The following is a 23,440-nucleotide window of genomic DNA, read 5'->3' on the forward strand; positions in this document are numbered from 1 at the left end:
CAACGTGATATCAGCATAGAATCATTCAGCCAAAACGGACGTTTTTTACCGGATGCAGAGCTTTGTATTACTGATCTGGCTGACGCTATGCGCAGCACAGGATGCTCGAGAACGGCACATCGCCAATGGCCTGACCCTTGGCGCGGGGGTGTTGGCGCTGGCGTATCTCCTGTGGACGGGCACTACCTGGCTGGGGGCCGAGGCGGTGCAGGGCGGCTGGGCTTTTTTGCTGGCGCTGGCCTTTACCTTGCCCGGTTATGCGCTGGGACGCTTGGGCGCAGGCGATGTGAAACTGATGACTGGCCTGGGCCTGGCGACGGACGGCATGCACTTGCTTGGCGTGTTCATCGGTGCCGGATTGGCCAGTGTGCTGTGGCTGCTGCTGGCGCCAAGAGTCTGGCTTCATATGGGCCAAGGGCTTAGAAATCGTCTTCAATATCTGGGGCCTGGAATGTCAAAGAAACAGCCCTTTGCACCCTTCGTATTGGTGGGCCTGTTGCTCACACTCGCCTGGTTTCACTAGTCGCCTGCTCTATGTACAGAGTCGGAAAGTACGTCTACTTTCAACTCAGAGGAACGGTCAACGTTGACCTTGCAGGGAGTCGCACGTGAACAAGCTTTCTTCGGCAGTAAAAATCCTTGTGGTCGACGATCAACCTTTTATTGCCGCAGAGCTTTGTGAGTTTCTTGACGGCCGCGGTTACCGTTGCGTTTCTTGCGAGACTGGCGAACAGGCCGTCGAGCGTTTCAATGAAGACGAAGCGATCGGCCTGGTGCTTTGCGATTTGCACATGCCCGGTCTGGACGGGATTCAACTGGTTCAGGAGCTGCAACGGCTATCCGGCAAGCACCGTGTGTTTGAAGCGATCATGCTCACTGGGCGTGCGGACAAGCAGGATGTGATCAAGGCCTTGCGGGCCGGGTTTGCCGATTACTACCAGAAGCCGATTAATCTGGGTGAGTTGCTCGAAGGGATTGCGCGTCAGGCAGTGGTTTTGCAGGAACGGCAGAAGAGTCTGCAGCTAGGGCATCTGGATCAGAAGCTGCAGTATCTTGCCGAGTCGATCGATGATCTGTATCAGGATCTGGATAAGGTTCGGCGTGGGCCGCGGTTATCGGTTTCCACTGATGACGATGTCAGTGCTGTGGATCGGGTTGAGATTCCGGCAATTTTCAGTCAGCTGTCGCCAAGGCAGTTGGAGGTGGCGCGGTTGGTGGGAAAGGGGCAGACGAATTATCAGATTGCCTGTGAGTTGGGAATTACCGAGAACACGGTGAAGCTTTATGTGTCGCAGGTATTGCGATTGACGCATATGCATAATCGGACGCAGTTAGCGCTGGCTTTGTTACCCAGTCATTCTGGATTGCGTCAGGGGGTGACTGCGCATTAGGTTTTGTTGGTGTGCAGTCAGCCCAAAAACGCTATCCCCAAGCGTCCAGTTCCCGGATCAAGACTACCCCCCCGTCCCACTGTCCACCTGCCCGCTCTCATACTGATCAAAGTACTCCGGGATCTCATGCTGATAGCTTTTCAACCAACGCTGCATGCTCAGCTCGCGCTCGGTCGCGGTTGAGGTTTGCGGCTTCTGGGACGCCGCTTTGTTGCTTCTTTGCAGTTGCAGCCAGCCTTCGGTTTCCTGTTGTTGGGCCGAAGCGGGGCCGGGGTCGATGGCGTGAGTGGTGAGGGGCAGGGCCAGCAGGCCGATGCAGCAGAGGATGGTCGGTTTCATCAAAAGCCTCTCCCTATTGAAGCGTCGGTGTGACGACGGCGACCTGGTTTACGGCGGTCGGGCCGGACTTGTTCGGTGTCTTGAGTCTTTGCGCGCGGGCCTGGGCTTCGGTGACTTGGGCCGGACTCAGGCCGAGACGGCTGACGAGTTCGGCCGCGCGGCTCCAGTCGTCCTGATAGATCAGCAGCGTTACCAGATTCAACGCTGCCAGTTGATCGCTTTGCTTGAGTTCCATGGCCGTCAGAAATTCAAAGCTCGCATCCTCGACGCGTAATTGGTTGAGGTACACCACACCGAGGTCGTTGCGGATTTTCTCGTCGGTCGGCGCCAGCCGTGCGGCCCGTTGCAAGTGGGCTTGTGCCAGGCCGTTGTCGCCCTTGGCGGCGGCAAGTTGGCCGAGGCCGTGTTCGGCTTCGGCGGCCAGGCAACTGCCGAGCAGGCTGCGGTACAACGGCTCGGCTTCGCTGCGGCCCAGCAGTCGATAGACCTTGGCCTTGCGCAGGCGCACGTCGGCCAGGTTGTCGGGCAGGCTTTGCAGGTTGGCGAGGCTGGCGTGCAGTTTGCCGTCATTGGCCATGTCATCCGCGAGGTTCAGCGACAGCTGCTCCTCGGAGGTCAGCTTGGCGCAACTGGCCGTATTGGTCAGGGCGCTCCAGGGCGTCGCACCGTTGCTCGCACAACCGCCTAATAGCAGCAGAGTCAAACCGGCAATTATTGCTTTCATAACGATCCCTCTAAGAACCAAAGGCATGGGACAGGGCGGTGAAGCCCGGGCCGGCCAGTACGATCAATAACGCCGGGAAGAGAAACAGCATCATCACGACGGACATTTTGGCGGACATCTTGGAGATGTATTCCTGCAGGCGCGTCAGGCGCCGGTCATCGAGCAATTGCTTGAGGGACAACAGGGATTTCATCGCACCGCCCCCCTGATGGATCAACTGCTCAAGGATGACGCAGGTGTCGGTGAACTCGTCGACGGCCAGCAATCGGGTGGCTTTGTTCAGTTCTTCGCCCAGTTCCAGGCCGGAATCGACCCGGGCCAATACCAGACGCAATTCATGGGTCAGGGCCGGCAATAATTGTTTGCCTTCATTGCTCAACACGCGCAGCGACTGCTCCACCGCCATGCCCGATTCGAACAGGATGCGCAGCAGCGGGATGAAGGTGGAAATCTCGGTCGCCAGTTGTTTTTGCCGACGCAGCGCGGCAGCAGCCAGCAACCGTTTGGGCAACAGATAGCCGATGCCGGTGGCGAACATCGGGGCCATCCAGTGGTTGTCTGTGTGAGGGAAGAACACGCCCTGGATCAACAAGGTCAGGGCCAGCGCCAGCACCGGGGCGCCTACCTGGAACGCCGCGAACAGTGAACGTCGCCGGGCGCTGCGCCAGCCGAGACGGTTAAGCAATGCCTGGGTTTCGTTATCCAGGTTAACCGAGCGCTGACCGATCCGGCTGCTGCCCAGCAGCTGTAGCCACTGGTTTACCCGGTTGTCGCTCGCCAGTTTGCCGTCGAGTCGTTGCGCCACCTGGCGAACCCGCCGACGGTGTTCCAGCAAACCGCTGAGCAGCAACAACGTTGCCCCCAGAAACAGCAATGCGCAGATCAGCAAAGGCACTTTCATACGCTGCGCAACATGTGCCAGAGCGCCAGGCTGCCGACCACCTGCAAGCCGAACGCGGACGCGAGCATGATCTGCCCCGAATGGTCGTGCCACATGGCGAGCAAGTAATGAGGGTTGGTCGCGAGGAAATAGCCGGCCAGACAAATCGGCAAACAGCCCAGGACCCACGCGGTCACCCGGGTTTCACCGGTCATGGCCCTGAGCTGGCGCGAAGCCTGCTCGCGCTCCCGGATCATCTTGATCAGGTTTTCCAGCAATTCGCTGGCATTGCCGCCATAGCGGTGATTGACCTTCAAGCCGAGCGCAAACAGGCGAAGTTCGTCTTTCTCATACAGCTCGGCGAGGTCAGCCGCGGCATCCGGCAGGCTGACCCCCAGCTGCACGTTGCGCTGAATCCGCCCCATGGCGTTTTTCAGCGGGTCTTCAGCGGCGTCGATGGCGCCCAGCACCGCATCGGCCAGGGTGCGCCCGGACTTCAGACTGCGCACGGTGTGATCGAGCATGGGTGGCAGTTGTTCGATCATGCGCTGGAGTCGGCGCTGATAACGCCAATTGACATACAGACGCAGCATCAGCGGCGGTAGCAGTAACAGAACCAGCAAGCCGCCCCAGCCACCGGTAGCAAATCCGAGCAAGATGCCAAAGGCCCAGAGCAGCAGCCATACCCCCAGGCGCTTGGAGGGACGCCCAAGGCCGGCCCGCAGAAAAGCCCGATCCAGACCCGCCCAGGAGGTTTTCGTCAGTACCGGCTGCGGTTGCCCCTGGGTCAGGCGTCCCAGTACCCGCTCGGTGCCGGTCTGGCGCAATCCGCGATAAAACAGGCGGATCGACAGTCCGAGCAAGACCAGGCAAGCGAGGATGAGCAGCACCGGTTTTAGCATGCCGTGGCCTTCAGTACGCAGAGGGAGAGAGCGCCAACTCACGGCGCAGTTTGTCGCCGGCGGGGTTGACCGCCTCGCGCATGAATCCGAAACCGCTGCGCCGGTCGAGCCGGAACAACGTGTTGGTGACATACACGTCATCACGCAAGCCGATCACCTCCACCACTTCGCTGACGCAGCGGCGGCCGTCGGGCATGCGCGTCAGCTGGATCACTACATCCAGTGCGGCGCAGATCATTTGCCGCAAGGTACGTTCGGCGATGGTGCGGCCCGTCAGGCCCACCAATGTCTCTAGGCGCAACAGCGCATCCTGGGCGTTGTTGGCGTGCACGGTGCTCATCGAACCGTCGTGGCCGGTGTTCATTGCGGTGAGAACGTCTACCACTTCGACACCACGAATCTCGCCGAGGATGATTCGGTCCGGGCGCATCCGCAGGGCGTTGCGAATCAGGTCACTGGACTTCACTTCGCCGTGGCCTTCGGCATTCGGCGGTCGGGTTTCCAGGCGCACCACGTGAGGGTGCCCCAGGTGCAGTTCGGCGACGTCTTCAATGGTGACGAGTCGCTCGTGAGGGTTGATCAACTGGCTGAGAATGTTCAACAGCGTGGTCTTGCCGGTGCCGGTGCCGCCGCTGATCAGGATGTTGCAGCGCTTGCCCACGGCCTCCTGAAGAAAGTCGAAGATCGCCTGATCGATGGTTTGCATCGCCATCAGGTCCGAGCTTTTGAGCATGTCCTTGCGAAATTTACGTATCGACAGGCAGGGACCATCGAGCGCAATCGGTGGAATGATCGCGTTGACCCGGCTGCCGTCGGGCAGTCGTGCGTCGACCATTGGCGACGACTCATCGAGCCGTCGACCGAGGGGCGCGAGGATCCGTTGCATGACCCGTTCGACGTGATGTGCATCGATGAAACGCAGGTCGCTTTGATGCAGTACGCCGTCGCGTTCAATGAACACCCGGTGCGGGCCGTTGACCAGAATCTCCGTCACCGCCGGGTCCCGCAGCAGCACTTCCAAGGGGCCGAAACCAGTGAGTTCGTCGACGATTTCTTCGGCCAGACGCTCCATTTCATAGCGGGAAATCGCCAGGTGCAGCCGGGCGATGTACTCGGCAACCTTGTCGATGACGAACTGCGAGAGCACCTGCCGCGAACCCTCCAGCAGGTTTTTGCCGGACTCCTCGATGGCGTCGATGATGTAGCGGTGCAGCACCAGTTTCAGACCTTCGTGGTCAGTGTTGCCTGTGGTGGTGCGCACAGGGGCACCGAAGAGTTTTTCACCGCTCATTGCGCACCCCTCAACCGGTTGAACCAGCCAGACTTGGGTTTGGCCACGCCCTCGGAGCGCTTGGCCAACAGATCGCCGAGGGCGCGCAGGCTTTGAGTCAAGCCTTCGCGGGGGGCCAGTTCAAACAGCGTCACACCTTGGTTCTTGGCGTTAAGCCGAACTTCCGGGCTGTAGACGAGGGTCGCGATGATCTCCATGCCGAAGCTTTTGCTCAGGGTGTCGGAGTCCGGTGCGACGTTGCGCAGGTAGCGATCCACCAGCAGTCTGGCGTGATCGAGCTTCATGCCTTTTTCACGCCACAGGTTGAGTACCGCCAGGTTGCGACGGCAGTCGAGTACATTCTGATCGGTGTACCACAGCAACTTGTCGCAATGGGTGACGAAGGTGCGTAGCGCTTCGCTGTCCGGCTGACCCGTCAGGTTCACCACGATGTGCTGGAAGTGTTGGCGCAGGGCGCTGAGCAGCATGTACAACTCGGCGGTGCTGGTGTGTTCCAGCGGCTCATCGTGGTTGGCGTAGGCGAGGATCCGCAACCCGGCGACGCAGTTGGTGAACGCGCTGTCGATCAGCGTCGCGTCGAGGCGCCGCAAGTGTCGGAGTGCATCGCCGAAGTGGAACGAACTCTCCAGCCCGAGCAAGGCCAGGCTGTCACCGCGCGGCAGGCCCAGGTCCAGCAACAGTGTTTGCTGTCCGCTCTTCTGCACCACTTGCGCCATGTGCGTGGCGAGCAGCGCGCCGTCGGCGTTGATCTGCACACCGTAAAGCACCGTCAGGCTACCCAGTTGGGTGTTCGAGGCTACGGGCGGCAGACGTTTGCTCAGCCGTCGCACCAACCCCGCGACTTCACTGGAGCGCGAACCATAGGCCACGAAATCCCGTGCGCCGGCGCGCATGGCATTGAGCACGAGTTGGTTGTCCATGCCATCGCCCAGCGCGACGATCGCCAGCATCGGTTTGGCTTCCAGGGCGCCTTCGATCAGTGCGCTTTGGGCCACCACGTGTTCGCGGTCCAGGCCAATGAACACCAGGCTGGCGAAGGTCACGTCCACCAGCGCGAGCAATTCGTCGAGGCTGCCACCGCCGGCGCTGACCACTTGGCCCAACGGGGCGAGGGCGCCTTGCAGCCACTCAAGGTCGGTGCTGTTACGGGTGATCGCGAGAAAGGTCTGGCTCAGGTTCTGGCTCTGGCTCATTGCGATAATCCGCTGCGTTTATCGAAGTTGCCGTTTTCGAGGAAGTACAGGCGATACCAGTTCGGGTCATAGTTGCGCAGCTTTTCACCCGGCAACGACGGCAGCTGTGCGTTGGCAGCCAACGGTTGGACCAGGTGTGGCGTGACGATCATCAGCAGCTCACGCTCTTCGCGGTTGACCGATGAGTTGCGAAAAAAAGCACCGAGAATCGGGATATCGCCCAGGCCTGGAAACTTGCTGACTTGCGAAATGTTATGCGTACTGATCAAACCGCTGATGACGAAACTCTCGCCATCGGCCAGCGAGATGCTGGTATCGGTGCGGCGAATGGTGAACGCCGGGACGGTGGTGCCGCCGATGGTCACGCCATTGCTGAAGTCGAGCTCGCTGACTTCCGGCGCCACTTTGAGGGTGATGCGGTCGTGGCTGACCACGGTCGGTGTGAGCGTCAGGCGGATACCGAATTCCTTGTATTCGATGGAGTAGCTGTTGCTGTTGGCGCTGGGCACCGGGATCGGAATTTCACCCCCGGCCAGGAAGCTCGCGCTCTGCCCGCTGAGGGCCACCAGGCTCGGCCGTGCCAGGGTGTAGGCGAAGCCGCTGCCTTCCAGGGCGTTGACGATACCGAGGACTTTGCTGCTGCCACCGCCCCAGACAATGTTGAAACTGTCGTTGAGCAGCGGAATGCTGGGCACCGCGATCCGCGGATCAATGTTGTGCAGCGGCACCACGCCCGGCGTCACGGCCGTATTGGGCACCGTACCGGGTGCGCCGAAGAGGAAGTTGTTCGAGCCCTTGCCGAAAATCGACGTGCCGGCCTCTTTCAGTTTGGTCCGGCTGACTTCGACGAAACGAATGTCGGTCTGTACTTGCGACGGTAGCAGTGGGTCATCAGAGGGTAACTGTGTCGCGGTGGTCATCGCCGCGGTGGCCTTGCCCTGAACGAACACCATGCTCTGGCGCGGAGCGCTGGCGCAGGCGGTCCAGACCATCAGGCTGGTAGCGCCGGGGGCTATCCCGGTTAGCAAAAACGCTTGGTTACCGTTGACTCGCACGTCGGCAATTTTCGGATCACCCACTGCCACCCGAGTGATCGCCACCGGTGATTGCACCTCCTGTTGCAGCCCTTCACTGACTTCCAGCACCGCAGGCAACGGACCCAGCGCGGCGCAATTGCCGGCGGCTGCGAACGTTACGCCAAGCGGCACACCGCTCAGTAAAGAGACCCAGAGCAGGCCTTGAAACAGGGGCATGGAACGACTGCGCATTTAGATGCGTCCTTGCTCGATTCAGGGGGTTTGTTGGGTTATTTCGTTGCCGCGGATGACTTCCACGCTCATCTTGCGCGGTGCTGTGCCGCCGTGGGTGACGACTGGTTTGGGTGGGGGCGTCATGGCCAGTTGGCTGAACTGGATCAACTCGCGGTTGGCACTGGCAAGGTTGGCCGATGAATCGCTTTCGCCAGCCCAGTAACGAGCCAGACGCTTTTCATCGGCGCTGCGTACGGCCAGGCGCAACACGCCGGCCTGGGCCGCCAACATCAGGCGACTCAATAGTTGTTCGGGGACGGCAAGCAAGACGCTGCGGGCGCTGGTGCGCAATTGTTCCTGCCTGAGTTTTTCTTCGATGCTGCGTACCGGGCTTGCGGGTTGACCGTCGTTGGTCAGCCCCATCTGTTCGCCCACCCCGAGCACCCGCAGGGCTGGCACCACCAGTTGCGCCGAAGGCTGAAGGTTGTTGTTGTCCATGCGTAGAAACAGCAGCACATCGACATAGTCCCCCGGTGTCAGCTGCCCACCGGCATTGATCACTTCATCCACAGCGACGGCGAGGGCGCGTTCATCGGGACGAATCATCCGCGCCAGTCTGCCGCCGGCTTCAAAGCTTTCATCATTGAGCCAGGTGCCGGCGCTGAGGGCGCGCCAGGGTGTTCGGCCAATCGCTTGATCGAGGCTGCTCAGGCTGCCGGCCGGGACGGTATGGAGTTTTTCCAGGGTCACGTCGGTTGCGCTGATCGGCACGAACGGTGGCACATCATGCAGCAGCACCACCACCGGTTGACGGGTGGGGTCGTCCGCGGGGGGCGGCGTCTGGGCGATGGGCGCAGGTGTGACGATCCCGGGTTGCACAACAGGCTCGGGAGCGGGTTGGCGGCTCAGTGTGAGGCCCCAGTAACCGGCAATAATGGCGCCCACCAGAAACAAACCGGCCAGGCCCAGAGTGATACGACTGTTCATGACGGCTCTCCCTTTCCTGCTGCTTGAGACCTCGTCGCATCCAACGAGACAACTTCGCAATCAGGCAGCTATGAACATGGAACTATTTCGCTATTTGACGGTAGCTCAGCTAGAGCAAAAAGCCATTACGGGACTGAAAATAACGAACGAAAGTAAGTAGCTAGGGCGAAAAAGTGACTTTTTTGGCGTCAACGAAGCGACTAATACTTTAGTGATAATTCGTTCTTACAGTTGTGGGTACGGGGAATGCCGACAATGCTGATGCTGGCAAAGGGGAATCATGTTGCGACTGTGCAACACCCGCCGTCTTTCAGGAGAGCTGCCATGTCCTTTACAAAGATTGCTCAGAAGATCAAATCCGAAATCGCTTTTTACAAGGGACTGGCCAAAGATACCGAGGGTGCCTCAGGTATTGAGTACGCGATTGTTGCGGCCATGGTTGCGGTGGTGATTGCCGGACTCAGCGCGGGAATGGGCACTACGATCACGAATATCTTTGGAAAAATCACTACTGCATTGGGCGGTACACCGTAACTTGCTAATGTCCCAAAGGGCTTCTAACGTCAGCGCTTAGTCCATTGCAGGTGTTGCCCATGAACGCTCCCTCACTTCCACGCCAACAGCTTCTTCTGGTCGATGATGAGGAGGACGCGTTGCTGGAATTGGCGGAATTGCTGGAGGGCGAGGGCTTCAATTGTTTTACCGCCACCTCGGTCAAGCTCGCGCTGAATCATCTGACGCGCCACCCTGATATTGCGTTGGTGATCACTGATCTGCGAATGCCGGAGGAGAGTGGCATGTCGTTGATCAAGCGGTTGCGCGAGCATACGTCCCGTCAGCATTTGCCGGTGATTGTGACGTCTGGGCATGCGGACATGGAGGATGTCAGTGACATGTTGCGGTTGCAGGTGCTCGACCTGTTTCGCAAGCCGATTTATCACGTGCGGCTGTTGGAGACGTTGAATAATTTGTTTCCGCAGCCTCGCATGGATTTAGTGAGTCCGTGAGGACGGCGCTAGCTGATTGATCGTTCCCACGCTCCCAGGGACGCTCTGCGTCCCAAGAGCCGAACGCAGAGGACAGGAACGATCGGGTCAGGCAACCGGCCGCCAATGCCCGGCCATATGCTCAATATCCCCCGCACCCACCAACAGCAAATCCCCACTCGACCCCGCCGCGCTGGCCAGTAATGTCACCTCACTGGGCAGCCGCACCGGTTTGCGAAATTGCACCGCAATCTCGACATTCGCAGCCGGCAGATGATCGGCAAGCGCCGCCAGGGTGCGAGCCTTGTTCCACAACCCATGGGCGATGGCCGTAGGGAAACCGAAGAGTTTGGCGCTGATGGCACTCAGGTGAATCGGGTTGTAGTCGCCGGACACTTTGGCGTACTGGCGCCCAATGTCCGACGGCGCTTTCCAGCGAGCCACTTCCGACATCTCCAGTGTCGATGCCAACACGTCCTGGACGGGCTCGCCTGCGAGTTTGACCCCGCGGCACAACATCTGGCTTTCAGCTTCCCACAACGCCCCCAACTGATCGTCGAGCGTGGTCACCAGGTCGAACGTCGCGCCCTTTTCATGGGGTTGAAGGTTTTGCACCTGAACGCTGACCCGAACGCGATTTACGCTGCCCATTGGGCGAAAGATGCGAATGCGGTTACTCAGGTGAATCAACCCCAGCAGCGGAAATGGAAACTCCTTGGCCGTCAGCAATTGCATCTGCAAGGCGAACGCGAGGATGTGTGGATAGGTTGGCGGCAACAAACCGTTCTCGGCAAAACCGCAGACTTTGCGATAGTCCGCCAGGCGCTTCGGATCGACATTGATCCAGCAGCGCAGACCCGAATCGGGCAGGGTGGTGCCGGTGATTTTGCGTCGCGTCGCGGCCCGCACGTACAGTCCCGACAGGCTGGGTTCGCGGTTGAGTATGTGCCAATCGATGATCATGCCTAAGCCCCCAAAACACTTTGTCCGCACACTCGCAGCGCTTGCCCGGTGAACGCGCCGGTGCCCGGTTGAGCCAGCCACGCCACCGCTTCGGCGACATCTTGCGGCAGACCACCCTGGCCCAGCGAACTCATGCGCCGCCCGCCCTCACGCACGCCGAACGGAAGATGCGCGGTCATCTGGGTTTCGATGAAGCCGGGTGCTACCGCATTGATGCTGATACCGCGCTCATTCAGCAGCGGCGCCCAGGCTTGGGCCAGACCGATCAGCCCGGCCTTGCTCGCTGCGTAATTGGTTTGCCCGCGATTGCCGGCGATGCCGCTGATGGACGCCAGCAGGATCACCCGGCCGTTGTCGTGCAGGGTGCCGCTGTCGAGCAGTGCCTTGGTCAGCACTTGCGGGGCATTGAGGTTGACCGCCAGCACCGCGTCCCAGAATTCCGGGGTCATATTGGCCAGGGTTTTATCCCGAGTGATGCCCGCGTTGTGGACCACGATGTCGATGCCGTCGGGCAGTTGCTCGATCAACTGCGCGGCGGCATCTTCGGCGCAAATATCCAGGGTGATGCTGCGCCCGCCGAGGCGTGCGGCGAGGGCTTCGAGATCAGTCTTGGCCGGTGCTACGTCGAGCAGGATCACGTCGGCCCCGTCACGGGCCAGGGTTTCGGCGATGGAGGCGCCGATGCCGCGTGCAGCACCGGTGACCAGAGCCTTACGGCCAGACAATGGGCGAGTCCAGTCCGTCACTTGTGTGTCGCAGGCATTCAAGCGAATCACTTGCCCGGAAACGAATGCACTTTTGGGCGAGAGGAAAAACCTCAGCGGGCCTTCCAGTTGATCCTCCGCCCCTTCGCCGACATAAATCAGCTGCAAGGTGCCACCGCTGCGCAGCTCCTTGGCCAACGAGCGGCTGAAGCCTTCCAGCGCTCGCTGGGCACTGGCGGCGAACGGATCGCTCAAGGTCTCCGGCGCGCGCCCCAGAATCACCAGGTGCGCGCTGTGGTCGAGGTTTTTAATCAACGGCTGGAAGAACTCGCGCAGCTGTTTGAGTTGATCGGCCTGCACCAGGTCACTGGCGTCGAACACCACGGCTTTGAGTTTGGGGCCGTGGCCGGGAATCCACGCAGTGGCCAGCGAAGGCTCGGTGCCGTAGCTGTAAATCGCGTCGGTCAGGCGGTTGGCAAAGGTGCCGATTTTCTCCGTCAACGGGCCACCGCCTAACAACAGCGCCCCCTCGACAGGCCGCAGCCGGCCTGCTTGCCAGCGCTCCAGCCGAACCGGCGACGGCAGACCCAGGGCCCCGACCAAACGATGGCCGATGGACGAATTGGCGAAGTCGATATAGCGGTCAGACATGGAACGCGCTCCAGCAGCTGGGGTTCAAAGTGTGGACCATGAATAGCAATCAGTCGTTCGATCCACGAGATAAGGCCTACGCTAGTGTAGGAGCTGAGCTTGCTCGCGATGGCAGTGTGTCAGTCGACATCAATGTAGCTGATACACCGCCATCGCGAGCAAGCTCAGCGCCTACAAGGGGGGTGGTTTTCAAATTGGATATTTCATCAGGAGCTTTTCATGACTCAATTGCGCCGCGTTGCGATTATTGGTGGTAACCGTATTCCCTTCGCCCGTTCCAACGGGCCGTACACCACCGCCAGTAATCAGGCGATGCTCACCGCCGCGCTCGAAGGCCTGATCGAACGCTACAACCTGCACGGTTTGCGCCTGGGCGAAGTGGCGGCGGGGGCGGTGGCCAAGCACTCCCGGGATATGAGCCTGATCCGCGAATGTGTGCTCGGCTCGCGGCTGTCGCCAACCACCCCGGCCTACGACATTCAGCAAGCGTGCGGCACCGGTCTGGAAGCGACGTTGCTGGTGGCGAATAAAATCGCGCGGGGCCAGATCGAATGCGGCATCGCTGGCGGCGTCGACACCACCTCCGACGTGCCGATCGGCGTCAACGAAGGCCTGCGCAAAATCCTCCTGCAAGCCAACCGCGCCAAAACCACCGCCGATAAACTGAAAACCTTCCTGCAACTGCGCCCCCGTCACCTGATCCCGGATCTGCCAACCATCAACGAACCACGCACTGGCCTGTCGATGGGTGAGCACTGCGAGTTGATGGCCCAGGCCTGGAACATTCCGCGCGACGAACAGGACCTACTGGCGTTTGAAAGTCACCAGAAAATGGCCGCGTCCTACACCGAAGGCTGGCACAACGATTTGATGACGCCGTTCCTCGGCCTGACCCGCGACAACAACCTGCGCCCGGACCTGACCCTGGAAAAACTCGCCTCACTCAAACCGGTGTTCGAGAAAAGCGCCAAGGGTACCCTGACGGCGGGCAACTCGACGCCGCTCACCGATGGCGCATCGCTGGTGCTGCTGGGCAGTGAAGAATGGGCCAAGGAGCGCGGCTTGCCGGTCCTTGCCTATTTGCGCGATGGCGAGGTGGCGGCGGTGGATTTCGTCAACGGTGCGGAAGGATTGTTGATGGCGCCGGTGTATGCAGTGCCGCGTTTGCTGGCGCGCAACGGCCTGACCTTGCAGGACTTCGATTACTACGAAATCCACGAAGCCTTCGCCGCGCAGGTGCTCTGCACGCTGAAGGCCTGGGAGGATCCGGAATATTGCAAAACCCGCCTCGGTCTCGATGCGCCACTGGGCTCCATCGACCGCAGCCGCCTCAATGTCAAAGGCAGTTCACTGGCGGCGGGGCATCCGTTTGCCGCGACCGGCGCACGCATCGTCGCGAGCCTGGCGAAGTTGCTGGATGCGGCGGGGCAGGGTCGAGGGTTGATCTCGATCTGCGCCGCCGGTGGCCAGGGGGTGACAGTGATTATTGAGCGCTGAGGGCTGGGGTGCTTTGTTGGGCCAGCTGCCGGTTGCGGTTGGCGTAACTCTCGGCCATGACCGAGCAGACGATCAGCTGCAACGGGTGGTAGATCATGATCGGCAACAGGATCAGCCCAAGGCCCGGGTTGGCGCCGAAGATCAGCGCCGCCATTGGCGCACCGGCGGCCAGTGATTTTTTGCTGGCGCAGAATACCGCGGCGATTTCATCGGCCGGGCTGAATTTCAATGCGCGAGCGGTGCGGGTGGTCATCCACAGGATGATCGCCAGCAGGATCGCACTGCCGATCAGTGCCGTGAGGATTACGCTGTTGCCCTGTTTTTGCCACATCCCCGAGACCATCGAATTGCAGAACGCCGCGTAGACCAGCAACAGAATCACCAACTTGTCGGCGATGTTGGTGTAGCGCTTGTGGCGGGCGAAGAACTTGCCGAGGAACGGCCGAACCAATTGGCCGAGCACCAGCGGCAACAGCAACATGGCGCAGAGGTCGAGCAGGGTTGCGCCCAGATCGATGCCGCCAGCGCCGCTGCCGACCACGAAACTCACCAGCAACGGCGTCAGGAAAATCCCCAGCACGCTGGACAGGCTCGCGTTGAGAATCGCCGCCGGTACGTTGCCGCCCGCGCTGCCGGTCAGGGCCACGGACGAGGAGATGGTCGAGGGCAGGGCGCAGAGGTACAGGAAACCCAGCATCAGCAGCGACGGAATGTGCGAACCCAACAGCGTGTCGCTCAGCAGCCAGATCAGCGGAAACACCGCGAAGGTGAACCCCTGGACCATCACGTGCAGCTTCCAGTTTTTCAGACCGCGAGTGATCTGCTCGCTGGACAGGTTGACCCCGTGCAGGAAGAACACCAGGAACACGCCGATGTTGATCACGTATTCGGCGTGCATTCCACCGCCGGTGGCACCAAAGGTCGGGAAGAAATACGCCAGCAGCGTGGCAATCAACATGCCGCACAAGAACCAGTCGGTGACCACGCGTTTGAGGTGTTTGAAGGCATGCATAACAGGCACCGAATACATTTGTAAGAATTGGTGACTTAGCCTAACGTCGGCTCCATCAGCCGTCTTGCGACATAAGGCCAATCAATGCCGACTAACGGACAACTTTCCCTCGAGCGGACGATTCCGACGCTGACGGCGCTGCCACGTCCGCTGTATGCCCGTGCGGAAAGTCTCAACGCCGGCTCATGGACGCCGCCGCATCGACACGATTGGGTGCAGTTTTCCTACGCGATCAGCGGCGTTCTCGGCGTGCACACCGCCGAAGGCAGTTTCTATGCGCCGCCGCAGTGGGGCATCTGGATTCCGGCCGATCTCGAACATCAGGTGGTGACTTCAATGCGCGCCGAGATGCGCAGCCTCTATGTGCGCCGCGAGGATTGTGCATGGGCGGACGGGCGTTGCCGGGTGCTGGAAGTGACGCCGTTGGCCCGGGAGTTGATCAAGAGTTTTTGTTTGCTGCCGGTTGAATATCCGCAGGGCGACAGTCAGGCCGCGCGGCTGGTGAGTGTGCTGCTGGATCAGTTGGCGCATCTGCCGGAGGTCGGCTTCTCGCTGCCGTTACCGCGCCATGAACGGTTGCTGGGGTTGTGCAATGAGCTGATTGAAAGCCCTGAGCGCAATGTGACCTTGCAGGCGTGGGCCGAGCGGTTGGGCACCTCGGAGAAAACCTTGATGCGGCTCTTTCAGCGTGAAACCGGGTTGAGCTTTCGAGGGTGGCGACAGCGGATGCGGTTGCTGTCGTCGTTGAGTTTGCTGGAGGAGGGGGACAGCGTGACCAATGCCGCGCTGTCTTGCGGGTATGACTCGACTTCGGCGTTTATTGCGGCGTTCAAAAGCCTGTTCGGGTTTACCCCAGGAGAATTGTTCAAGCAGTGACGGCCCAATCGCGAGCAGGCTCGCTCCCACAGGGTTTTGCAGTGTCCTTGTGGGAGCGAGCCTTTCAGGATCAGGTTCTAAAGCGCCGAACCAACCCATCCAGCTCATTCGACAACCCCGCCAGGCTCTGCGAATCCAGCCGCGCCGAGTTCGCCAGTTCCGCCACCAACTGCGCATCACCATGAATCTGGCTGATGTGCCGATTGATGTCTTCAGCCACCTGATGCTGTTCTTCCGCCGCGGTAGCGATCTGGGTGTTCATGTCGCGGATCACATCCACCGACTCCCGAATCAGCCCGAAGCTGCTGCGTGCTTCACCGATGCGGCTCACCGACTGCTGAGACACTTCCAGGCTCGCATGCATTTGCTGAGTCACCTGACTGGTGCGTTTGGCGAGGTTGCCCAGCAAACCGTCGATTTCCGCCGTGGAATCCGCCGTGCGCTTGGCCAGCGCCCGAACTTCATCGGCCACCACCGCAAACCCACGACCCTGTTCACCAGCCCGTGCCGCTTCGATAGCGGCGTTCAGCGCCAGAAGGTTGGTCTGTTCGGCAATCGAGCGAATGGTCCCGAGGATTGACTGAATGTCGTTGCTGTCGCGCTCAAGCTGCTGCATCGACTGGGCCGACTGTTCGATTTCCTGGCTTAAGCGATCAACGCTGGTCACGGCTGCATCAATCTGTTGCTGACCTTCACGCGCCTGACGCTGGCCGCTGTCGGCCGATTCCGCCGCCTGGCTGCAAGAACGCGCGACTTCGTTGGCGGTGGCGACCATTTCGTGGAACGCCGTGGAGACCATGTCGACCGCTTCACGCTGACGCCCGGCGGCTTCGGCCATGTCGCTGGAGACCTGGGTCGAACTCTTGGAGGTGGCGAGGATCTTGGTCGCGGCGCCGCCAATGCTCTGGATCAGGTTGCGGATCGCCGCCAAGAACTGGTTGAACCAGTTGGCCAGTTGCGCGGTTTCGTCGCTGCCACGGATTTGCAGGTTCTTGGTCAGGTCGCCTTCACCTTGGGCGATGCCTTCCAGACCGCTGGCCACGCTGCGGATCGGTCGCACGATGAGGCTGGCGAAACTGGCGCCGACGATGGCGAAGAACACGGCCAGCACGGCGGCGATGATCGCGATCAGCCAGGTCAGCTGAGTGGCCGAACTCATCACGTCGGTCTGCTTGATCAGGCCGATGAAGGTCCAGCCCAGTTGCTCCGACGGCCAGACGTTGGCCATGTAGCGTTCGCCGTTCAGCTCGACTTCCACCAGCCCTTTGCCGGCCTTGGCCAGTTGCGCGTAGCCCTCGCCGAGGCTGCTCAAGGCTTTGAAGTTGTGTTCCGGTTGCTTCGGATCGACCAGCACGGTGCCGGTGTTTTCCAGCAGCATCAGGTAGCCGGTTTCACCGAGCTTGATCTGCTTGACGATTTCAGTGAGCTGCTTGAGCGTCACGTCGATGCTGACCACACCGCCATTGGTGCCCAATTTGTTGTCGATGGTGCGCACGGTACTGACGTACGTCGCGTCGTCCTGGGCCCAGTAATAGGCCTCGGTGCGGAACGGCTTGCCCGGTTTGGCCTGGGCAGCCTTGTACCAGGGGCGCTGGCGCGGGTCGTAATTGCTCAGCTTGGCATCGTCCGGCCAGGACACATAACCGCCCGCCGCGGTGCCGAGAATGGCATAGGCGTAGGACGGGTGACTGTTACCCAGGTCCTGAAGGAGGCCGAAGACCTTCTTGTCCATCTCGCCTTGAGGAATGCTTTCGGCGTTGGCGCTCATGTACGTCTTGAGGCTGTCGTCGGAATTCTTGATCAGCGGTTGGGTCGCCAGGTAATCCACGTTCTGGCTGATGCCGTCAAAGAACAGTTGCATGGCGTTGCTGACCTGACGAATTTCGCGGCCACTGCCGTCAACGAAACTGTCCTTGGCATCACTGCGCAAGTTCAGCACAACCAGGGTCGCGACCAGCACCACCGGTAAGCAGGCGATGATTGCAAACGCCCAGGTCAACTTCTGTTTGATGTTCATCCGCGCTCCAGATTTTTCTTGTAGGCCCACGCAGTGCAGATGACTCGCGGATTATTGGCAGCCGTAAACGTTTTTGATCGACCCGGTTCCGTGAGTGCGCCATCGTTGTTGTAGTCGAAACGATTGTCGGACAAATCACTTTGTCTCTGATGACTTCGGCTGGCCGAGGCGGAAATTGAGGCCTATTAAGAAAAATCCTACGAAGGGTATGAATCGAGATGTCAGCTTCTGTCGCAAATACCCGCTTAACCCTTCAGCAACAAGTGACGCAGGGTCAGCTATGATCTGTGGCGGCCGATGACGACCGGCGGTTGCTGACTGATTAAACCGGCACATTGTGTGCTTCTTGACGGTCACAGGACGTTCATAGGTCGGCAACCCCTCCCCCGAATGAGTGGATTGCCGTATAACGAATGACTTTCGCGTGTTTGGTAATAAAGGACCCCCAATAAAAGCTGATGAAGACTCCAAAACGCATTGAACCCCTGATCGAGGACGGTCTGGTCGACGAGGTGCTGCGCCCACTCATGAGTGGTAAAGAAGCAGCTGTTTATGTGGTGCGCTGCGGCAACGAGTTACGTTGCGCGAAGGTCTACAAGGAGGCGAATAAACGCAGTTTCCGTCAGGCGGCCGAGTATCAGGAAGGCCGCAAGGTGCGCAACAGCCGTCAGGCTCGTGCGATGGCCAAGGGCTCCAAGTTCGGCAAGAAAGAAACCGAAGACGCCTGGCAGAACGCCGAAGTGGCGGCATTGTTCCGTCTGGCCGGTGCTGGCGTGCGGGTTCCTCAGCCTTACGACTTCCTTGAAGGCGTGCTGTTGATGGAGCTGGTGGCCGATGAGTACGGTGATGCCGCGCCGCGTCTGAACGACGTGGTGCTGGAGCCGGATCAGGCGCGCGAGTATCACGCGTTCCTGATTTCGCAGATCGTGCTGATGTTGTGTACCGGTTTGGTGCACGGTGACCTGTCGGAGTTCAACGTACTGCTGACCCCGACCGGCCCGGTGATCATCGACCTGCCGCAAGCGGTCGACGCGGCGGGCAACAACCACGCGTTCAGCATGCTGGAGCGTGATGTTGGCAACATGGCGTCCTACTTCGGGCGGTTTGCGCCGGAGTTGAAAAAGACCAAGTACGCCAAGGAAATGTGGGCCCTGTTCGAAGCCGGCACCTTGCACCCGGCCAGCGTCTTGACCGGCGAGTTCGATGAGCCGGAAGAGTTGGCCGACGTTGGCGGGATCATGCGCGAGATCGAGGCGGCACGCCTTGATGAAGAGCGCAAGCAAGCGATCCGCGCTGCTGACGACGAGCCACCGAGCAAAGCCGAAGAACCGCCTCCGCCCTGGATGCAGTGATCGGTTAACGAAAAACCCGGCTGTTGGCCGGGTTTTTTTATGGGCAATAGGGGCTGTCGTGTGGTGTCAGGTAGATCTACCCCCTCACCCCAGCCCTCTCCCCCATGGGGGAGAGGGGAAAGGGAGCAGATATCCATTGCTTTCAAATCCTGAGTTCGACACGAGCTCTCAGGTCGCAGATTTTCTTGAGATATCCCCAATCAGTCCCCTCGCCCCTTTGGGGAGAGGGTTAGGGTGAGGGGTGGCTTTCAGATCCACACAAAATCGCGTCTACTGCCATCGGCCCAAAACCACACTCAAGGATTGAATGTGAACACCCTATCCACCCGCAACGCCCAACTGATCATCACCGCCCGTCTGGTCTCGGACTTCGGCGCCTTCCTCAACATGGTCGCCCTGGCCACCTACGTCTACCTGCTCAGCAACAACGCCATGAGCGTCGGCATCTTCCTCGCCAGCCGCGTGGCCGGTGGGATCTTCGCCAGCCTCATCGGCACGACGTTTTATCGCCGTTGGGCCGGGCGCCTGCCGCTGATTGCCTTCGACCTGTTGCGCGCCGGACTGCTGGGCTTGCTGCTGGTGCTGCCGGTCACCCAGCAGATGCTGCTGTTACCGGTGATCGCTTTCGGTCTGGGATTCGGCAACTCGATGTTCGCCATCGGCCTTAACAGTCAGTTGCCGCACTTGATCGAGGCTGAGCATTTGCTCAAGACCAACGCCTGGATCACCTCGGCGTCGTCGGCAGCCATGGTCGGTGGAAGTCTGGTGTCAGGGCTATTGGTGGCAGCATTCGGCTTTGAAACAGTGTTTGCATTGAACGTGGTCACTTATCTGCTGGCCGCATTGTTCATCTTGCCGCTGCGCTTCTCAAAACCTGCGCCCAGTGACAAACCCAACCACGAACGTGGTGAATGGGCGGCTCTGCTCCAGGGACTGCGCAGCACACCGGTGGTGGCGGCGATGCTCGCCGTGGCCATGGCTGACACCCTTGGCAGTGCCGCGCACAACGTGGGTTTTCCGATTATTTCCAGACTGCTGACGCCCGAGTCCGCCAGCACCACGCTGGGTCTGATGCTGGCCGTCTGGGCCAGCGGCAAACTCATCGGTGCGCGCATCGCCAGCCGGCTGAAAGGCTCGGACAACGTGAACCTGGAACGACGATTTTTCTTTGGTGTGTTGCTGATGTCCTGCGGCTTCATCCTGATGTTTCAGCAACAGACCCTTTACGGGCTGCTGTTGTTTTCGCTGCCGGCAGGCCTCGGCGACGGTTTCTCGGAAGTCGGCCTGATGTCGCGCCTGCAGCGTGAACCGGACAGCCTGCGCCTGCCGATTTTCAGCTTCCTGACGCTGTTGCAAATGACCGGGTTCGGCGTCGGCATGCTGATCGCCGCGCCGTTCTATTCGTGGTGGACGCCGGGGGCCGTGGTGCTGTTGTTCCACGGCATTCCCCTCACCACCTTGTTGGTGGTGAAGGGGCTGGCAATCAGGGGCGAGCGGGTTGTGCGCAACAGCCCGACTCCAGGTTCTTGAGGATCGGGCAGTCGGGCCGGTGATCGCCGTGGCAGTGTTCGACCAGGTCCTGCAGGGTGTCGCGCAGTTGGCCGAGTTCGCGGATTTTCTGGTTCAGTTCGTCGATGTGCTGACGGGCCAGGGCCTTCACATCGGCGCTGGCTCGCTGGCGGTCCTGCCAGAGGGTCAGCAGTTTGCCGACCTCTTCCAGTGAGAACCCCAGGTCCCGGGAACGCTTGATGAACGCCAGGGTGTGCAGGTCGTCGTCGCCGTAAACCCGGTAACCGCTGTCGGTACGATGGGCGGCCTTGAGCAAGCCGATGGATTCGTAATAACGAATCATCTTCGCGCTCAGGCCGCTTTGGCGGGCCGCTTGGCCGATGTTCATCGGTTGTCCTCCAGATCCTTGGGTTTCCAGGTTTTCAACAGTAACGCATTGCTCACCACGCTGACGCTCGACAACGCCATGGCCGCACCGGCCAGCACCGGGTTGAGGAAGCCGAACGCTGCCAGCGGAATGCCGATCAGGTTGTAGACGAAGGCCCAGAACAGGTTCTGACGAATCTTCGCGTAGGTCTTGCGACTGATCTCCAGCGCCGCCGGCACCAGCCGTGGGTCACCGCGCATCAGGGTGATCCCGGCCGCGTGCATCGCAACGTCGGTGCCACCGCCCATGGCGATGCCGATGTCGGCGGCGGCCAAGGCGGGTGCGTCGTTGATGCCGTCGCCGACCATGGCCACGACGCCGGTTTTTTTCAGTTCGGCGACGGTGGCGGCTTTGTCCGCCGGCAGTACTTCGGCGTGGACATCCTTGATGCCCAGCGCCTCGGCAACCACTTTGGCACTGCCGCGATTATCGCCGGTCAGCAGGTGGCTGCTGATGCGGCGTGCGTTGAGTTGTTGCACGGCTTGCAGCGCGCCGGGTTTGAGGGTGTCGCCGAAGGCGAAGAGGCCCAATACTCGTGTCTCGGGGCTTTGCTCGATCAGCCAGGACAGGGTCCGGCCTTCGGTTTCCCACGCGGTGGCGGAGTCCGCCCATTCACCTGCGCTCAAGCCGCTCTCTTCCAGGAGACGACGATTGCCCAACGCCAATCGACAACCGTCGAGAGTGCCCGCGATGCCACGGCCGGTCAGCGATTGACTGTCGCTGACATCGGCCACGGTCAAGCCGCGTTCGGCGCAAGCGTCCAGCACCGCCTTGGCCAGCGGATGTTCGCTGCCGCGTTGCAGGGCACCGGCCATTTGCAGCAGGGCCGCTTCGTCATGGTTGATTGCGCTCAAATGAGCGATGCGTGGGGCACCCGAAGTCAGCGTGCCAGTCTTGTCGAACACCACCGCACTGACTTCATGGGCACGCTCCAGCGCTTCGGCGTCCTTGATCAGAATCCCGTGGCGCGCCGCCACGCCGGTCCCTGCCATGATTGCCGTTGGCGTGGCCAACCCCAGGGCGCACGGGCAAGCGATCACCAGTACCGCCACGGCATTGATCAGCGCCGTTTCCATGGAGGCGCCGTACAACCACCAACCGATCAAGGTTGCCAACGCAATCAGCAGGACCGTTGGCACGAACACCTGGCTGACTTTATCCACCAGTTTCTGGATCGGTGCCTTTGCGGCTTGAGCGTCTTCAACCAGGCGGATGATGCGGGCGAGCACGGTTTCCGCGCCCAAGGCCAGGGTGCGAACGAGCAACCGGCCTTCGCCATTGATCGCGCCGCCGGTGACCTTGTCGCCGGGTTGTTTGGGCACCGGCAGGCTTTCGCCGCTGATCAGCGCTTCGTCGGCGTGGCTCTGGCCTTCGACCACTTCACCGTCCACCGGGAAGCGTTCGCCGGGCTTGACCATGACCAGATCATTCAGACGCAAGGCGCTGATGGCGACATCCTGTTCGCGGCCGTCGATCACCTGAATCGCCCGTTCCGGGCGCAAGGCTTCGAGGGCGCGAATGGCACTGGCGGTCTGGCGCTTGGCGCGGCTTTCGAGGTATTTGCCCAGCAGCACCAGCGCGATCACCACCGCCGAGGCTTCGAAATACAGGTGCGGCATGCGCCCGGCGGCGGTGGCCCATTCATAGAGACTCAAGCCATAACCGGCGCTGGTGCCCAACGCGACCAGCAAATCCATGTTGCCCGCACCGGCGCGCACGGCTTTCCAGGCAGCGACGTAAAAGCGCGCACCGAAGATGAATTGCACCGGCGTGGCCAACGCGAATTGCACCCAGGCCGGGAGCATCCAGTGCACGCCGAACGGTTGCAGCAACATCGGCAGCACCAACGGCGAGGCGAGGACAATCGCCATGATCAAGGCCCAACGCTCGCGGTGCAGGCGTTGTTGTTGATGATCGGTTTGCGGGTGTTCGACTTCCCAGACACTGGCGCTATAGCCCGCCTTGGTCACGGCAGCGATCAAGGTTTGCGGATCGATCTGGCCGAGCAGCTCAAGGTGGGCGCGTTCGTTGGCCAGGTTAACGCTGACGCTCTTGACCCCCGGCACCTTGGCCAGCGCTCGTTCGACCCGGCCGACGCAAGAGGCGCAGGTCATGCCATCGATGCTCAATTCCAGACTTTGCTGCGGCACGCTGTAACCCGCCTGCTGCACGGCGTCCATCAAGGCCGGCAGGCTGTCGCTGGGCGCTTGAACCCGGGCCTGTTCGGTGGCCAGGTTGACGCTGACGGCAGAGGCGCCGATGACTTTGCTCAAGGCACGCTCGACACGTCCGGCGCAACTGGCGCAGGTCATGCCGGCAATCGGCAAATCGAAAGTGGTGGATTCGGACATCGGTCACGCTCCCTGTAGAAGATACCTACAGGATCAACCTTGCCATGCTGGCAAGGTCAAGCGCCAATCAACAATTAACCCAGACCAAAAAATGTGGGAGCGAGCTTGCTCGCGATAGCGGCGTGTCAGTCGACATCA

General features: G+C 60.6%; 22 protein-coding genes and 1 pseudogene. 8 read left to right on the plus strand and 15 right to left on the minus strand.

The features are described 5' to 3' along the window. The first annotated feature begins 52 nt into the window (after positions 1-52). Together AC3IUE_RS03265 and AC3IUE_RS03270 are read left to right on the plus strand one after the other, a co-directional pair. Positions 53-523, plus strand: a complete 471-nt coding sequence (locus AC3IUE_RS03265; protein ID WP_489265524.1) for a prepilin peptidase — start codon at positions 53-55, stop codon at positions 521-523. An 85-nt stretch (positions 524-608) separates the two neighbouring features. Further along, the gene (locus tag AC3IUE_RS03270) at positions 609-1,391 is read left to right on the plus strand and encodes a response regulator (protein ID WP_489265525.1); all 783 of its coding nucleotides are present in this window, start codon (positions 609-611) and stop codon (positions 1,389-1,391) included. Between the two features lie 63 nt (positions 1,392-1,454). Here AC3IUE_RS03270 and AC3IUE_RS03275 read toward each other — a convergent pair whose 3' ends face one another. The 8 genes from AC3IUE_RS03275 to cpaB are packed head-to-tail and all read right to left on the minus strand — an operon-like array spanning position 1,455 to position 8,957. Beyond that, positions 1,455-1,730, minus strand: a complete 276-nt coding sequence (locus AC3IUE_RS03275) for a DUF3613 domain-containing protein (RefSeq protein ID WP_489265527.1) — start codon at positions 1,728-1,730, stop codon at positions 1,455-1,457. Between the two features lie 13 nt (positions 1,731-1,743). Continuing rightward, positions 1,744-2,454 (minus strand): hypothetical protein, encoded by a 711-nt coding sequence (locus AC3IUE_RS03280; protein WP_489265529.1) that lies wholly within the window; start codon positions 2,452-2,454, stop codon positions 1,744-1,746. A 10-nt stretch (positions 2,455-2,464) separates the two neighbouring features. Further along, the gene (locus AC3IUE_RS03285) at positions 2,465-3,355 is read right to left on the minus strand and encodes a type II secretion system F family protein (protein WP_461996880.1); all 891 of its coding nucleotides are present in this window, start codon (positions 3,353-3,355) and stop codon (positions 2,465-2,467) included. Beyond that, positions 3,352-4,236 carry a type II secretion system F family protein gene (locus AC3IUE_RS03290; RefSeq protein ID WP_462000628.1) on the minus strand — a complete coding sequence of 295 codons (885 nt, stop codon included), beginning with the start codon at positions 4,234-4,236 and terminating at the stop codon, positions 3,352-3,354. Before AC3IUE_RS03290 ends, AC3IUE_RS03285 begins: the two co-directional genes overlap by 4 nt. 10 nt (positions 4,237-4,246) lie before the next feature. After that, entirely contained in the window at positions 4,247-5,527 is a 1,281-nt protein-coding gene (locus AC3IUE_RS03295; protein WP_056746180.1) for a TadA family conjugal transfer-associated ATPase, read from the minus strand. Continuing rightward, positions 5,524-6,720 (minus strand): CpaE/TadZ family protein, encoded by a 1,197-nt coding sequence (locus AC3IUE_RS03300; protein WP_489265533.1) that lies wholly within the window; start codon positions 6,718-6,720, stop codon positions 5,524-5,526. The genes AC3IUE_RS03295 and AC3IUE_RS03300 overlap by 4 nt, the downstream gene beginning before the upstream one ends. Next, positions 6,717-7,988 carry a type II and III secretion system protein family protein gene (locus tag AC3IUE_RS03305; RefSeq protein ID WP_489265535.1) on the minus strand — a complete coding sequence of 424 codons (1,272 nt, stop codon included), beginning with the start codon at positions 7,986-7,988 and terminating at the stop codon, positions 6,717-6,719. Before AC3IUE_RS03305 ends, AC3IUE_RS03300 begins: the two co-directional genes overlap by 4 nt. 21 nt (positions 7,989-8,009) lie before the next feature. Beyond that, on the minus strand, positions 8,010-8,957 hold the full coding sequence (cpaB, locus tag AC3IUE_RS03310; RefSeq protein WP_489265537.1) for a Flp pilus assembly protein CpaB: 948 nt from the start codon (positions 8,955-8,957) through the stop codon (positions 8,010-8,012). A gap of 324 nt (positions 8,958-9,281) precedes the next feature. On the opposite strand from cpaB, the gene AC3IUE_RS03315 reads away from it, so the two are divergent. Together AC3IUE_RS03315 and AC3IUE_RS03320 are read left to right on the plus strand one after the other, a co-directional pair. Continuing rightward, positions 9,282-9,491: a Flp family type IVb pilin gene (locus AC3IUE_RS03315; protein WP_347802889.1), complete on the plus strand. Its 210-nt coding sequence runs from the start codon at positions 9,282-9,284 to the stop codon at positions 9,489-9,491. A gap of 59 nt (positions 9,492-9,550) precedes the next feature. Next, positions 9,551-9,964: a response regulator gene (locus AC3IUE_RS03320; RefSeq protein ID WP_046044730.1), complete on the plus strand. Its 414-nt coding sequence runs from the start codon at positions 9,551-9,553 to the stop codon at positions 9,962-9,964. A gap of 87 nt (positions 9,965-10,051) precedes the next feature. On the opposite strand, the gene AC3IUE_RS03325 is transcribed toward AC3IUE_RS03320, so the two are convergent. Continuing rightward, positions 10,052-10,906, minus strand: coding sequence for a MaoC family dehydratase (locus tag AC3IUE_RS03325; protein WP_489265540.1), 855 nt, complete (start codon positions 10,904-10,906; stop codon positions 10,052-10,054). A gap of 2 nt (positions 10,907-10,908) precedes the next feature. Then, positions 10,909-12,261 carry a 3-oxoacyl-ACP reductase gene (locus AC3IUE_RS03330; protein WP_489265542.1) on the minus strand — a complete coding sequence of 451 codons (1,353 nt, stop codon included), beginning with the start codon at positions 12,259-12,261 and terminating at the stop codon, positions 10,909-10,911. A gap of 219 nt (positions 12,262-12,480) precedes the next feature. Here AC3IUE_RS03330 and AC3IUE_RS03335 point away from each other — a divergent pair, with 219 nt between their 5' ends. Next, positions 12,481-13,758, plus strand: a complete 1,278-nt coding sequence (locus tag AC3IUE_RS03335) for an acetyl-CoA C-acetyltransferase (protein WP_489265543.1) — start codon at positions 12,481-12,483, stop codon at positions 13,756-13,758. Here the strand turns inward: AC3IUE_RS03335 and AC3IUE_RS03340 are convergent. Beyond that, positions 13,745-14,788, minus strand: coding sequence for a bile acid:sodium symporter family protein (locus AC3IUE_RS03340; RefSeq protein WP_489265545.1), 1,044 nt, complete (start codon positions 14,786-14,788; stop codon positions 13,745-13,747). The genes AC3IUE_RS03335 and AC3IUE_RS03340 overlap by 14 nt on opposite strands. Positions 14,789-14,854: 66 nt before the next feature. On the opposite strand from AC3IUE_RS03340, the gene AC3IUE_RS03345 reads away from it, so the two are divergent. Then, on the plus strand, positions 14,855-15,646 hold the full coding sequence (locus tag AC3IUE_RS03345; protein ID WP_489265547.1) for an AraC family transcriptional regulator: 792 nt from the start codon (positions 14,855-14,857) through the stop codon (positions 15,644-15,646). A gap of 70 nt (positions 15,647-15,716) precedes the next feature. On the opposite strand, the gene AC3IUE_RS03350 is transcribed toward AC3IUE_RS03345, so the two are convergent. Continuing rightward, positions 15,717-16,484, minus strand: a complete 768-nt coding sequence (locus AC3IUE_RS03350) for a methyl-accepting chemotaxis protein (protein ID WP_462005698.1) — start codon at positions 16,482-16,484, stop codon at positions 15,717-15,719. Between the two features lie 90 nt (positions 16,485-16,574). After that, positions 16,575-17,663 (minus strand): annotated as a pseudogene (locus AC3IUE_RS03355) (cache domain-containing protein); the annotation flags it as partial. Between the two features lie 458 nt (positions 17,664-18,121). On the opposite strand from AC3IUE_RS03355, the gene AC3IUE_RS03360 reads away from it, so the two are divergent. Beyond that, positions 18,122-19,015, plus strand: coding sequence for a PA4780 family RIO1-like protein kinase (locus tag AC3IUE_RS03360; protein ID WP_489265549.1), 894 nt, complete (start codon positions 18,122-18,124; stop codon positions 19,013-19,015). A 309-nt stretch (positions 19,016-19,324) separates the two neighbouring features. Beyond that, positions 19,325-20,545: an MFS transporter gene (locus AC3IUE_RS03365; RefSeq protein ID WP_489265551.1), complete on the plus strand. Its 1,221-nt coding sequence runs from the start codon at positions 19,325-19,327 to the stop codon at positions 20,543-20,545. Here AC3IUE_RS03365 and cueR read toward each other — a convergent pair. Both cueR and AC3IUE_RS03375 read right to left on the minus strand, forming a co-directional pair. Further along, positions 20,499-20,912: a Cu(I)-responsive transcriptional regulator gene (cueR, locus tag AC3IUE_RS03370; protein ID WP_008156539.1), complete on the minus strand. Its 414-nt coding sequence runs from the start codon at positions 20,910-20,912 to the stop codon at positions 20,499-20,501. The genes AC3IUE_RS03365 and cueR overlap by 47 nt on opposite strands. After that, positions 20,909-23,302, minus strand: a complete 2,394-nt coding sequence (locus tag AC3IUE_RS03375) for a heavy metal translocating P-type ATPase (protein ID WP_489265554.1) — start codon at positions 23,300-23,302, stop codon at positions 20,909-20,911. Before AC3IUE_RS03375 ends, cueR begins: the two co-directional genes overlap by 4 nt. Between the last annotated feature and the right edge of the window lie 138 nt (positions 23,303-23,440).

The organism is Pseudomonas sp. GL_093 (assembly GCF_057837605.1).